We start from the raw sequence: 12,687 nt of genomic DNA, 5'->3' as shown, positions 1-12,687 counted from the left end.
CGATGCAACAACCGGATCATAGCGCTCGCGCGTTTATCGAAATGGCCTTGCAATTGGTATTGCATCGGCCAGTCCCGTCGATATAAAAGTAACCAGAGTAACGAAAATGAATTACCAAGATGCGCCGACGGAAGCGGCGACTAGTAACAAAGGGTTTTGGCAGGGCATGCAACGCATCGCTGGCATCGTTCTGTGTGTCACTCTGGGCGCATGCGCCGCCGCGCCGGGTATGAAGATGACTGACTCGCCGACGCTGCCGGTCAGTGCTGGAAGCACGAGTAATTCGGTGAACTCTGAAAATATCCCGATCCGGGACATCGATCTCTCGTTAATTCGGAAGATGCAGAACGAAGCTGCGACGAGTGGCGGTCTCGACGATCCGTCGCTGCTCATCCCTCCCGGACCCTATAGGATCGGGCCGGGCGACGTGCTGCAGATCACAGTATGGGATCACCCTGAAATCGCCGCGGCGGCAGGTGCACCGCTTCAAGGGACCGCGCGAACGGCTGATCCGGCGCCTGGTTTTGTCGTCGATCAGAGCGGGAATCTCCAGTTCCCTTACGTAGGCAACATTCACGTCGCCGGACTGCAGCCCGACGAAGCCCGACAATCGCTCGTGGCGCAACTCGGAAAGACCCTTCGTTCACCACAGGTGACACTGCGTGTGGCGTCGTTCCGCTCGCAGGCGGTGTACATCGACGGTGAGGTTCGCACGCCGGGTGTTCAACCGGTCAACGACATCCAGATGTCGATTTACGACGCTATCAGCCGGGCCGGCGGTTTCAGTTCGACCGCCGATCAGAGCCGTGTCGTTCTGATCCGCAACGGTACGTCTCATAGCATCAGTTTTACGGCCATGCTCGGTCGCGGTCAAAGCCCGGCGCAAATCGTTCTGCGCAACAAGGATGTCGTGCGCGTGCTCGCCAGAACGGACAGCCCGGTGTACGTCATGGGTGAAGTGAACAAGCCAGCCAGTGCAGTGCCAATGTCGAACGGCAAACTCACATTGAGCGATGCGCTCTCGCAGGCGGGCAGCCTCAACAGCACAAGCGCCGACGCGGCGCAGATCTATGTGATCCGCAATGCGTCGGCGGCCGAGCCACAGGTGTTCCATTTGAACGCTCACTCGCCCGTTGCCATGATCCTTGCCAACCAATTCGACCTGCAACCGTCAGACGTCGTCTACGTCGATGGCAATGGCCTCGTGCGCTTTAGCCGCGTGCTTTCCTTGTTGCTGCCCGCCATCAACGCCGGCCTGACTGCGGCGATCTTGACGAAATGATGACCGCGTTGCCGACTCAGCATGAATCGCACCCAAGTTTTATCTGGCTCTCGTCTCCGTCGGTACAGGACGTTGAGCGTGCCGGACCGGAGGCGCTGACGTGATCACATTCACGCGAATACTCGTGGTTTGCACGGGGAACATTTGCAGAAGTCCGATGGGTGCGGCGTTGCTGAAACGCGAATGCGGATTCATCGACATCAGTTCGGCAGGTCTCCATGCCCTGAACGGACGCAGTGCGGACCCGCTCGCCGTTGAGGTCATGGCGGAACAGGGTATCGATATCGAGAGCCATGTCGCAAGATCCCTCACGCGCGAGGCGGCGGTAAGCGCCGATCTCATATTGGTCGTGGAAGCGGCTCAGAAGCGGGAGATCGAGTGGCGAATTCCCGAAGCAAAGGGACGCGTATTTCGCTTCCTCGAGCGTCGCGCGATTGATGTGCCTGACCCGTTTCGAAAATCGAAGGCGCACTTCAGTGCGGCGCTCGACTTGATGGCGGAAGGAACGGCGGACTGGATAGCAAGGCTGAACGCCCCAGCTGTATTAAGGAAATAAGCGATGTCAGGTATAAGCGACGATCAACTCAGAGCATTCATGCAGCCGGATTCGGAAGGCGAGAAAGGCATTGGTGACTTTCTGGCTATCCTGTGGGACAGCCGTTGGACCGTGGTGGTCGTCACCTTGGTCAGTTTGGCACTCGGCACGCTCTACGCGTTTCTGGCTGCGCCGACATATCGGTCGGATTTCGCGGTCCAAATCGAACAATCCACCCCCGGGGGAGCGACCGCCTCGACCCTGCTAGGTCAGAACCTGTCAGGCTTTCTCGGCGTGTCGTCGCAGGCAACGACCGAAATCGAAGTTCTCAACTCGCGTCTCGTCCTTGGGCAGACTGTCGATGACTTGCGCTTGTTCGTCGTCGCAGAGCCGCGGCGGTTTCCGGTGCTCGGTCGACTGGTCGCTAAATCGGCCCCTAAAGATCAGCCTGCCAAACCCTTGTTCGGCCTTCGCAGCTATGCGTGGGGCAACGAGCGCATCGAAGTCGATGTGTTCGACGTTCCGGCGCAGTTCTATCGCGCCAAGTGGATCGTCGTTGCGCAAGGAGATGGCAGATATCGACTGCTCCTCGACGGCGAAAAAATCCTTGATGGAGTCGTTGGACAGCTCGCGGCGGGCGAGACCAGCGTGGGGAAAATTTCACTGAAGATCGACAAGCTGACTGGCGAACCGGATACGGAATTCACTCTGATCCGCAACGAGCGGCTCGATACGATCGATCAACTATCGAAGTCCCTGCTGATCGCGGAACGCAGCAAGGATTCCGACGTCGTCGGCGTGACGCTCGAAGGCAAAGATCCGGTATGGGTCGCTCGCGTGCTCAATCAGATGGCGCAGATCTATCTGCGGCAGAACGCTGACCGAAAGTCAGCCGAAGCCCAGAACATGATTTCGTTCCTTGACGGACAGCTTCCGGTAATCAAGTCGCAGCTCGGTGAGTCGGAGAAAGCCTATAACGCTTTCCGGCGCGAACACGTCATCCTCGACTTGCGGGAGGAAGCCAAGTTACTGCTCAAGCAGAGCGTGGATGGTGAAGCTCAACTGGCCGAGTTGCAACAACGCAGGGCCGCACTGATTCCGCGTTTCATGGAACACGCACCGGAGGTAACCGCGATAGATCAGCAGATCGCCGCGTTGAATAGCACGATGTCCGCGAGCAAGGACCGGATCAAACGCTTGCCGAACGACGAGCAGGCCGCGCTCGGACTGATGCGCGACCTCGAGGTGAATACTCAACTCTACACAAACCTGCTCAACAACCTCGAGCAGCTGCGCGTCGTGAAGGCGGGGAAAATTGGCAGCGTGAGAATCGTCGACAACGCGGTTGCTCCGTACTACCCGGTTAAACCGAAGAAATTGCTGGTGATTTGCCTCTCCGCGATCGTCGGCTTTCTGCTGGGCATCTGTGTCTCGTTGGCTCGCGCGGGAATGCAATCGGGCGTTGAGGATTGCGATGTGATCGAAAGTCGTTTGGGGCTGCCCGTATACGCAACGATTCCCAAGAGCCGCGGCGGATCGCGCTGGATGTCCGTGCTTTGCAAGAGGAAGCAGCAAGGCCGCCTGGCCTTCGAGAACCCGTCCGATAGCGTGATCGAGAGCCTACGCAGCCTTGCGACCGCATTGCACTTCACAATGCAAGATGCACCCACCAATTCGATCATGATCTCCGGTCCCGCGCCAGGCGTCGGAAAGTCGTTCGTCGCCTCCAACCTGGCGGCCATACTCGGTTCCATGAACAAACGCGTGCTGCTGATCGACGCGGACTTGCGGCGCGGCACCCTGCATGATTCTTTTGGAGTCGGTCGAAACAAGGGGCTGTCGGAGATCATCTCAGGCGTCGGAAAGATCGAGAACCTAATTCATCGCGAAGTGGGGCCGGGGTTGGATTTCATCTCGACCGGCGCGATCCCGCCGAATCCGGCGGAGCTGCTTCTGCATCCAAACTTCGATCGATTCCAGAAAGAAGTTTGTGCGCTGTACGACATCGTCATATTCGATACGGCACCGGTACTCGCGGTAACCGATGCGGCCATTATCGGTCGTTTGAGCGGTGTGGCTCTGCTCGTCCTGCGCTTCGGCGCACATCCGGTCAGAGAGATCGAAATGACGGTGCGCCGGCTGACGCAGGCGGGGGTAAACCTGAAAGGGACCGTGATGAACGGTGTTCCGCTCGCAAACGGCAAGTTCAGATACGGACGATACAAGTATTCTTATCAGTATTCCTATGATGACAAGCGCTAAACGGATGCGCTGGCGTGGTCGCGTGGCGCGGAGCGATGGCTAATGGCATTTCGGAATAATGGCCTGATAAGACGTGGCCTGCTCACGCTCACGATGCTGCTCGCGCCGCTTCAGATCTACACGTTGCCCGTCGGCGAAATCTATCCCTCGCTGGTTTTGTTGCTCAGCCTCAGCCTCTTCATCTTCTATGACGTCTGGACTCCGCTCAGAACGTCCACGGCCTTGAAGTGTCTGGCGGCACTCATTCTGGCGCAGGCTGTCAGTCTGCTTTGGGCAGTCAATGTGCGTGACGGGATCCGCGAAATCATCTATACGCTGCCGTTCTTTTTCATATTTGCAGCGTGTATGCACGAAGCGAAACGCGATCCTCGCTTCGTCATTGGTCTGATCGTCGCCTACTCGGTTTGCGCACTCGTTCAATCCGGCCTCGTCATCGGATTTCGGCTCGAACCGGCCGTCAAGATCAGCTACTTGCAGAGCCGGGCCGCCGGTATATTTGCCAATCCGAGCACATTGAACGGCCTCTTCGACGTTGCGAGAAACAACGCACTCGATCCCGAGAAGTCGGGAGGCTTCGAAGTCAATGCGAATTTCGGCGGCGTCTGGATCGGCATGGTCGGGATTCTGACGGTCGGGATTGCCGTCGGTTTGCGTAGGCCCTTGCTGGCTTGCGTGGGCGTAGTACACCTTTGCGCGGTCGCGTTCACCGGGTCCAAGGCTTCCCTGATGCTCGCTGTGATGCTGTTGTTCGTCATGAGCATGCTGGCGTACACATCCAGGAAAATCTCAGCCTCGCGACTTGCTTTGGTGTTCTTCATGCTGGCAGGTGTGGTAGTCGTGGGCGTGGCTGGATCGTCGTTTCTGTCATCGACACGATTCGGACAGGACTCCTCAGACACGTTCGGCTCACGTCAACTGATCTGGGCGCACGCTGCGTCGGAGTTCATCCGAAGTCCATTCCTGGGACAGGGGTTCGGTGGTTGGGCGGAGTCGTTCAAATCGTATGCGTGGCAAAACAAGATCCTTGAACTTCCGCCGCACGACACTTTCATTCAACTTTGGTCACAGAGCGGCATTCCTGCGGTCGTTTGCGGCGCTGCATTCGCAGTCACATTCGCAACCGAAATGGTCGGGTTCATGCGCTGCGGACCGAAAAGCGCCGCATGGATCGGCGCGGGAATGCTTTGCGGATTTCTCTTTATCTTCATTCAAGGGTTGGGAGAAAACTGGGGATTGCTCGGCACGCTACGTGTGAGTCCAATGCTGGCGGCATGTCTGGGCGTGGCGCGAGTGATTGCTTTCCGGATTCGCAAGGCGGATCAAGACGAATCGACACGCTCCGGTGCAGGAAGGTTGCGAAATGCGTAAGCCTAGTGTGCTTGTCTATCGACATCAGTTATTCAAGGCTTCAGAGCCGTTCATTCACGCGCAGGCGAGCCAGTTGCAGCGCTATCGCCCGTTGTATGTGGGACGGAAGACTTCGGGACGTGCTCCCGAAGATAGCGAGGTCAGAACGATCGAGGGCGCATCGGCCTGGGACCGCATCGCAAATCGCTTGTGGTGCGAGCCGCGCCCCTTTCTCGAAGCCTTGCGCGACGATCGACCTGCGATCATGCATGCACACTTCGGACTCGATGCAGCATACGGGATTCACCTTGCTCAGGCGCTCGACATTCCCGTAATCGCTACCCTTCATGGGTTCGATGTGACAGTCCGTCGATCGGCCTTTGCGTTATCGGGCAAGCCCACGGAAATGCGATACGCGTTTTCGCGGAACGCTGTTGCGCGAGGAGTCAGCCGGCTCATTTGCGTGTCCGATTTCATCAGAAGCCGGGCAATCGAGTATGGCTATCCTGAGCATCTTCTCGAGACTCACTACATGGGCATCGACGCGCGTCCGTTCGAACCTGCCGTATGGGATGCTCAACCGAGACGCCGAATCCTGCACATCGCGCGTCTCGTCGAAAAGAAGGGCACGCGATACCTCATCGAGGCTTTCGCAAGTCTGCGCAAACGCGGGATCACGGACATCGAGTTGGACATCGTTGGAGATGGTCCACTGCGCGAAGACCTGATGGATCTCGCCAAATCCTTGCGACTCGGCGACTCGATCCAGTTTCGCGGCACCTTGTCGTGGGCCGACGCCATGAAACTCATGTCGACCACCTATCTGTTCTGCCTGCCGAGCGTGACCGCCAAGTCAGGAGACTCGGAGGGCCTGGGCATGGTGTTGCTTGAAGCCTCGGCGCACCACATTCCCTGTGTGGCCACGCGTCATGGTGGTATTCCGGAAGCGATCCACGACGATGTGAATGGATTGCTCGCGGCAGAGCGCGATGTCGATGGTCTCGCTGAACCCATGGCAGCAATCTTGACGGACGCACAACTTCATGCGCGCCTCGCCACGAACGCACGCCGCGTCGTCGAACGGGACTTCGATATCGCGCGGCAAACGCAGAAGTTGGAATCGATCTACTCCGCAATGGGTGGGATTCGTCAGTGACACGTCATATCAGCCTGTTTTCCCGTTCGATTCCGATGCACGGAATCGGTGGAATGGAGCGTGTCGTCTGGGATTTGGCGCAGGCCTTTTGCGCGCGCGGCATCAGGACGACCGTCGTGACATCCGCGATCGCCGGCCGTACGGGCCGTTTCCAGATCGACGGCATCGACGTCGTCGCGATCGAGGAAGCGCGTGACGGACAGTATTCGAAGGCCTTCTGGAAGGGCACGCTGAACGCTTTCGATATGTTGTGTGAAGAAGGCCTCGACGCAGTCATCGGTGTCAGCGCGGGCGCGCGCGAAATCGTATTGCATCGGACGAACCGCACGGTTCCCGTGTTGATGCAGGCACATGGATCGAGCATCGGAGAGTTCGTATCCAAATGGCGCAGGCCGACGGCACGATCGATACTCGGCTCGGCGAGAAATCTTGTCTGGATTTTCAAGGACCGTCACGTGCTTTCGCGCTATGACGCGATCGTTGCGATCTCTGACCTCGTCAAACGGCAGATTCGATGGACCTCCTTTCTTTCCAGGTCTCACGCGCCAGTCGAGATCATCGCCAACGGCATCGACGAGCGGCTGTTTGCATTCGAGCCCCCGGCTCGTCGAAAGGCAAGGCAAGCATATGGATTCGACGACACTCACCAGGTGATCGCATCGGTCAGCCGCCTGCATCGTCAGAAGGGCGTCTGTGAACTCATATTGGCATTCGATATATTCGCGCGATCGAATCCCGGCGCGCGTTTGTTGATCGTGGGAGACGGGCCGGATCGGAATACGCTCGAGGCGCTGGTGAGAGATAAAGGGCTCGCCTCGCGTGTCGTGTTCACCGGCGCGCTTGCGAGAAGCGAAGTGGCGCGCAGTTTCGCTGCGGCCGACGTGTTCAGCTTCCTGACACTTCGGGTCGAGGGTTTGCCGCTCAACATGCTGGAGGCACTGGCCGCCGGACTTCCATCGGTTCTTGCGAGAAGCGTGGCTGCCTCCATCCCCCCTCAGGCAGGCATTTTCACTGTCGATCCCCGAGACCAGGAGGCCGTCATCGCGGCCTTTGCACACGCGTGTGAATTTGCCGCGCGGGGTGGCCGCACGCAGCTCTCGGACGCGTATCGATTGGAGCAATGCGCATCGACTTATCTGGAGCTGATCCGACGGACGGGGCGGCGATGAGACGAAAAATCGTTGCGCTCATGAGCGGCGGGCTGATCGGCAAGATTGTCGGCGTGGGGCGCGAGCTGCTCGTCGCATCGCTGTATGGAACGGGTCCGGTAGCGTCCGCTTACCGGTTGGCTCAGGCCGCGCTGTTCATTCCCATCAATTTCTTTACCGCCGATGTTTTGAACGCCGCGGTGATACCGCTGCAACGGCAGTATCAAGGTTCGGGGGACAAAGACGCCGAAGCGCGCTTTGCGACGATCGTCCTCATGGGATTCGGGCTCTTCGGGCTGCTTCTTGGCCTTCTCATGGTCTGCTTCGCTTCGGATCTCGTCCGTGTCCTCGCGCCTACTTTCAACGCGCCGACGCACGCCTGCGCGACCATGTTCCTGCAGATTCTCTCTCTGGGAGCGCCGCTCTACATTCTCGCCGGGCTGATGTCGTATCTGGAGATGGGTGCGGGCGGACATAGCTTGACGAGCGCTCGCGCGACCGTCCAAAGCGTTGGACTGATCGCATCGACCTGCGCCGCCTATTATCTTGGACAGTCCGCGTTGCTCGCGACCGGTTTCGTGCTGGCTCAGATTGTCTGCTGCGTTTGGGGATGGAGAAGACTGACGGCACTCGGCCTGATCCGGCGGACAAGTATCAGGTCCGATCAGGTGAAGGAAGTCGTGCGACGCGTTTTACGATTGATGCGTCCGCTGATCCTTTTGCCGATATTGATGCAGGGCAATTTTGCGGTGGAGCGAATCGTCGCCACCCAGTTGGCTGACGGCGCCGTGGCGGCGATCGACTACGCGCGACTGGTCTCCGACACCGTCAATATTCTGATCACAGTTCCTTTTGCGCTCGCCGTGTTGAGCGAACTCGCGGGCAAGTCGGCCGATGAGATTCGCCGGGCGCTGCTTGGAATTGCCGTTCCATTGACGTTGCTCACCGTGCCCGCATCGGGATTCCTCTATGTGCATGCGCACGACGTCGTGGCGCTGATGTATGGCAGAGGCGCTTTTGGCGAGCGTTCGATCCTTTTGACGAGCGCCATTCTTTCCACCATGTCGATCGGCCTTTGGGCCCAGGCACTCGGCTACATCGCACAGAAGGCGCTCGCGGCCCAATTGAGAAACAGGACGGCGGTCGCTTTCATGATGATCAGCCTGGCGGTTTCCGTCGCGATCAATCTCGTCGTGTCACGCTGGATCGGTGTCGCGGCGATCGGACTCGCCGTAACGGGCTACGGCGTGGTCAATAGCGTCATGGCAGCGCGTGCATTCGGTTACAGCTTCAAGGAACTCAGTCCGATCGGCTGGATGATCGCAGGAGAGATCGCATACATCGCGCTCGCTGCTGCGATCGACTGGCCGTCCGGACTGAAAGGTCTGGTGATCGCTGCCGTCGCTTCAGGCATTTTCTGGATCGTCTGGATAGGCGCAAACAGCCGCCTTCGCCGGACGATGCTCGGATATATGAAAACACGAGTTCAAGGTAGGACGATATGAGTAGTAAAGACGATATCGTATTGATATCGACGGCGGACTGGGACAACCCATTCTGGACAAACAAACAGCACGTCGCAGTCGAACTGGCGCGCCGGGGGCATAAAGTTCTCTATGTGGACTCGCTTGCCATCCGCCAGCCCTCCGCCTCAGGCGCGGATCTGAAGCGTATCTTGCGCCGCGTACGGCGTGGGCTTGCCGGTCCGAGGAAAGTTCGCGAGAACTTGTGGGTGTGGTCCCCGCTGATCCTGCCGCTGCATCGCTATCCCTGGGTCGTGCGCCTGAACCGGCTCCTTCTGCGCGTGGGTCTGTCCCGATGCCTCGCGAGCGCGGACATGAAACCTGAATTGTGTTGGACCTATAACCCCAGGACGCATGATCTGATTAAGCTCGACAAGTTCGCACGAGTGGTTTTTCATTGCGTCGATGAGATCAAGGCTCAACCCGATATGCCGGTTGCCGAACTCGAACGCGCGGAGCGTGAGATGGTAAAGCGGTCGGACCTATGCTTCGTCACCTCGCAGCATCTTCTGGACACGCGCAGAGCCTGGAACGAGAACACCCACTATTTCTCGAACGTCGCGGACTTCTCGCATTTCCAGACAGCGATGGAAGACAGCGTCGGCGTTCACGACGAACTTGCCCGCATTCCCGGCCCTCGGATCGGCTTCATCGGCGCTCTGAGCGCTTATAAGGTGGACTTCGAACTCATCGCCGAGATGGCGCGGCGAAATCCGGAATGGTCGATCGTGCTCATCGGAAAGGTCGGCGAAGGCGAACGGAACACGGACGTATCGCGACTGCAACAGCACGCCAACATCCATCTGCTGGGTCCGCGCGCCTACGGCGACCTGCCGGCCTACTTGAAAGGACTCGACGTGGCGATACTGCCGTGTCAAATCAACGATTACACCCGTGCGATGTTCCCTATGAAATTCTTCGAATATCTGGCGGCAGGCAAACCCGTCGTGTCGACCAATCTCCATGCGCTTCAGAACTACGGCCATGTTGCCCAGCTTGCCGAGACCCACGACGCGTTCATCGAGGCCGTGGCTGCAGCATTGCGAGGCGAGAGTGCGACGCTCGATGCGCGACTGGAAGTAGCGCGGGAGCAGACCTATGAGATGAGAACTCAGAAGATGCTCGATCTGATCTACCGCGGGAGTCAGGAACATGCGTGAATTCAGCGCGCTGCGTGTCGCGATCGTCCATGAATGGCTCGTGACGCGGGGAGGGTCCGAGAAAGTCCTTGAGGAGATGCTCGAGATCTGGCCGAATGCCGACTTGTTTTCGGTCATCGACTGTTATAGCGATGCCGACCGGAAGCACATCGGCGGGCGCCGGGCCAAGACGACGTTCATCCAGCAACTGCCCTGCGCATCACGTCTTTACCAGAAGTATCTTCCGCTCATGCCGTTCGCCGTGGAGCAGCTTGACCTTTCATCGTACGACCTCGTCATCTCGAGTTCGCACGCGGTCTCGAAGGGCGTGATCACCGGGCCCAATCAGCTTCACATTTGCTACATTCATTCGCCGATCCGTTACGCCTGGGATATGCAGCATCAATATCTCAAGGAAGCGGGTCTCGACAAAGGTCTGAGCGGATGGGCAGCGCGGCTGATTCTGCACAAGATTCGCCAATGGGATGCCCGCTCGTCTCTTGGCGTGGACTGTTTCGTCGCGAACTCGCAATACATTGCGCGCCGCGTGAACAAGGTCTACCGACGGGAAGCGAAGGTGATATATCCACCTGTCAGCATCGACGCTTTCGAACGCGGTGATACGAAGAGTGATTTCTATCTGACCGCATCGCGACTCGTCCCGTACAAGAAGATTCCGGCCATCGTCGAGGCGTTTGCGAAGATGCCTTCCCGACGCCTCGTGGTGATCGGAGACGGTCCTGAGTTCGCGAAAGCGAAAGCTCATGCGACTTCGAACGTCACGCTGATGGGCTATCAACCGTTTAGCGTCTTGCAAGACCACATGCGCCGGGCCAAAGCCTTCATCTTCAACGCGGAAGAAGACTTCGGGATCGTTCCGGTGGAAGCGCAGGCGTGCGGCACACCCGTGATCGCATTCGGAAGCGGCGGAGCCAAAGAGACGATAATCAGTGACGCGTCACGCGGAACGACCGGATTGTTCTATGCGGCCCAAACCCCAGACGCGATCATGGATGCCGTGGCGCGCTTCGAATCTCTGGCGACGCCGATCGACCCGCGGGCATGCAGACAGAACGCGGAACGATTCTCGGCTGAACGATTTCGGCAGTCGTTTCGCTCGTACTGCGAGAAGCGGTACGCCGAATTCGTCGAAAGCTGCGGCACTATTCCTCAAGCTGATCACATTCCGTATTCGAGTCAGAAAGCGAAGTGACGATATCCCGCATCTATACATTCGTCTGCATCGGCTTAATGTCGATGTTCAGTGTGGCTGCGCATCCGGCGCAGGACATGATCGTTGGCGTCGGCATCCACCGGGCGGCGGATTCCGGCTTTCAGGGCCGTACATTGCCGATGGTGAGCAATTCGGGCATGGGGTCGATCCGAATGGAAATCCATTGGTCCGATGTCGAGAAATCAAAGGGCGTCTACACATTTCCAGCGGGCCCGGATCGGACAGTCGCGCTGGCGCGTGATTTGGGGCTCAAGGTGCTGCTGATTCTCGACTACGGCAATCCTTTGTATGGCGATGGCAAAAAGCCAGTGTCGCGGGAGGCCGTGGAAGGTTACGCGCGCTATGCGGAAGCGATCGCTCGTCACTTCGGCGATCGAATTCGCTACTACGAAATCTGGAACGAATGGGACAACGGGCTTGGCGGCACCGAGCCAGGCTCTGTGGACGACTATGCGGCGCTGGTCAAAGCCACCTATCCCGTCATCAAAAAAATCAGGTCCGACGCTGTCGTGCTGGTTGGCGGGGTCACGGAAAAAGGCCTGAACAATGGCTGGTACGAACGCTTGGCGCAGCTCGGCGCGCTTCGGTACGCGGATGGACTGTCGGTCCATCCGTACGGCTATCATGAATCGCCCGTCTGCGCACCGGATCACGCCGTAGGCTGGCTCGATTCATTGGAGTCAGTCCTGAACTCTCGATACGGCATTCGGCTGCCCGTGTACATCACGGAAGTGGGATGGCCGACGAATCAGGGCAAATTTGGCGTCACGGAATCCGTTCAGGCCGAGATGTTGACCCGCTTCTTCGCGCTCGCCGCTGATCGCCCGTATATCAAGGGCGTATGGTGGTATGACCTTGTTGACGACGCGAATAATCCATTGGACAAGGAAGCCAATTTTGGCTTGCTGCATTTTTCCGACCTCAGTGCCAAGCCCGCGTGGCAGGCATTCGCGAACCTTCCATCGATCCGGGCACCGGGTCACGCCAGCACGGCAATCCGGCCGAATCGAGGCTGCGTTCTCTGAGCGCATCAGCGCATAGATCGGGACCGGACGCCTCAA

10 protein-coding genes are annotated in these 12,687 nt (G+C 58.5%); all 10 read left to right on the top strand.

All coding sequences use genetic code 11. The features are described from left to right. Positions 1-106: 106 nt before the first annotated feature. The 10 genes from AWB75_RS24070 (at position 107) to AWB75_RS24025 (ending at position 12,651) form a co-directional block, all read left to right on the top strand. Positions 107-1,282 (top strand): polysaccharide biosynthesis/export family protein, encoded by a 1,176-nt coding sequence (locus tag AWB75_RS24070; protein ID WP_235012214.1) that lies wholly within the window; start codon positions 107-109, stop codon positions 1,280-1,282. 100 nt (positions 1,283-1,382) lie between these two features. Beyond that, complete coding sequence (locus tag AWB75_RS24065; RefSeq protein WP_235012213.1) at positions 1,383-1,838, top strand: low molecular weight protein-tyrosine-phosphatase; 456 nt, start codon at positions 1,383-1,385, stop codon at positions 1,836-1,838. A gap of 3 nt (positions 1,839-1,841) precedes the next feature. Further along, positions 1,842-4,079, top strand: a complete 2,238-nt coding sequence (locus AWB75_RS24060; RefSeq protein WP_087086793.1) for a polysaccharide biosynthesis tyrosine autokinase — start codon at positions 1,842-1,844, stop codon at positions 4,077-4,079. A gap of 42 nt (positions 4,080-4,121) precedes the next feature. Continuing rightward, positions 4,122-5,447, top strand: a complete 1,326-nt coding sequence (locus tag AWB75_RS24055) for an O-antigen ligase family protein (RefSeq protein ID WP_061126545.1) — start codon at positions 4,122-4,124, stop codon at positions 5,445-5,447. Next, complete coding sequence (locus AWB75_RS24050) at positions 5,440-6,582, top strand: glycosyltransferase (protein WP_061126544.1); 1,143 nt, start codon at positions 5,440-5,442, stop codon at positions 6,580-6,582. Before AWB75_RS24055 ends, AWB75_RS24050 begins: the two co-directional genes overlap by 8 nt. Before the next feature lie 35 nt (positions 6,583-6,617). After that, on the top strand, positions 6,618-7,751 hold the full coding sequence (locus AWB75_RS24045) for a glycosyltransferase family 4 protein (RefSeq protein WP_327219696.1): 1,134 nt from the start codon (positions 6,618-6,620) through the stop codon (positions 7,749-7,751). After that, positions 7,703-9,235: a murein biosynthesis integral membrane protein MurJ gene (murJ, locus tag AWB75_RS24040; RefSeq protein WP_087086789.1), complete on the top strand. Its 1,533-nt coding sequence runs from the start codon at positions 7,703-7,705 to the stop codon at positions 9,233-9,235. Before AWB75_RS24045 ends, murJ begins: the two co-directional genes overlap by 49 nt. Then, on the top strand, positions 9,232-10,413 hold the full coding sequence (locus tag AWB75_RS24035; RefSeq protein ID WP_061126541.1) for a glycosyltransferase: 1,182 nt from the start codon (positions 9,232-9,234) through the stop codon (positions 10,411-10,413). Before murJ ends, AWB75_RS24035 begins: the two co-directional genes overlap by 4 nt. A 10-nt stretch (positions 10,414-10,423) precedes the next feature. Beyond that, positions 10,424-11,605, top strand: coding sequence for a glycosyltransferase family 4 protein (locus tag AWB75_RS24030; protein WP_087086795.1), 1,182 nt, complete (start codon positions 10,424-10,426; stop codon positions 11,603-11,605). Further along, positions 11,602-12,651 (top strand): cellulase family glycosylhydrolase, encoded by a 1,050-nt coding sequence (locus tag AWB75_RS24025; protein WP_061126540.1) that lies wholly within the window; start codon positions 11,602-11,604, stop codon positions 12,649-12,651. The genes AWB75_RS24030 and AWB75_RS24025 overlap by 4 nt, the downstream gene beginning before the upstream one ends. Positions 12,652-12,687: the final 36 nt, after the last annotated feature.

It is taken from the genome of Caballeronia catudaia, from assembly GCF_001544755.2.
GTDB lineage: Bacteria > Pseudomonadota > Gammaproteobacteria > Burkholderiales > Burkholderiaceae > Caballeronia > Caballeronia catudaia.
Note: the sequence above shows the minus strand (reverse complement) of the source record. Positions and strands in the feature narration are given on the sequence as shown.

What these genes read in the sequence shown, in the direction of transcription:
- AWB75_RS24035 (WP_061126541.1), top strand. Translation starts at nt 9,232, where the DNA reads ATGAGTAGTAAAGACGATATCGTATTGATATCGACGGCGGACTGGGAC.
- AWB75_RS24050 (WP_061126544.1), top strand. Translation starts at nt 5,440, where the DNA reads ATGCGTAAGCCTAGTGTGCTTGTCTATCGACATCAGTTATTCAAGGCT.
- AWB75_RS24045 (WP_327219696.1), top strand. Translation starts at nt 6,618, where the DNA reads ATGCACGGAATCGGTGGAATGGAGCGTGTCGTCTGGGATTTGGCGCAG.
- murJ (WP_087086789.1), top strand. Translation starts at nt 7,703, where the DNA reads ATGCGCATCGACTTATCTGGAGCTGATCCGACGGACGGGGCGGCGATG.
- AWB75_RS24060 (WP_087086793.1), top strand. Translation starts at nt 1,842, where the DNA reads ATGTCAGGTATAAGCGACGATCAACTCAGAGCATTCATGCAGCCGGAT.
- AWB75_RS24070 (WP_235012214.1), top strand. Translation starts at nt 107, where the DNA reads ATGAATTACCAAGATGCGCCGACGGAAGCGGCGACTAGTAACAAAGGG.
- AWB75_RS24055 (WP_061126545.1), top strand. Translation starts at nt 4,122, where the DNA reads ATGGCATTTCGGAATAATGGCCTGATAAGACGTGGCCTGCTCACGCTC.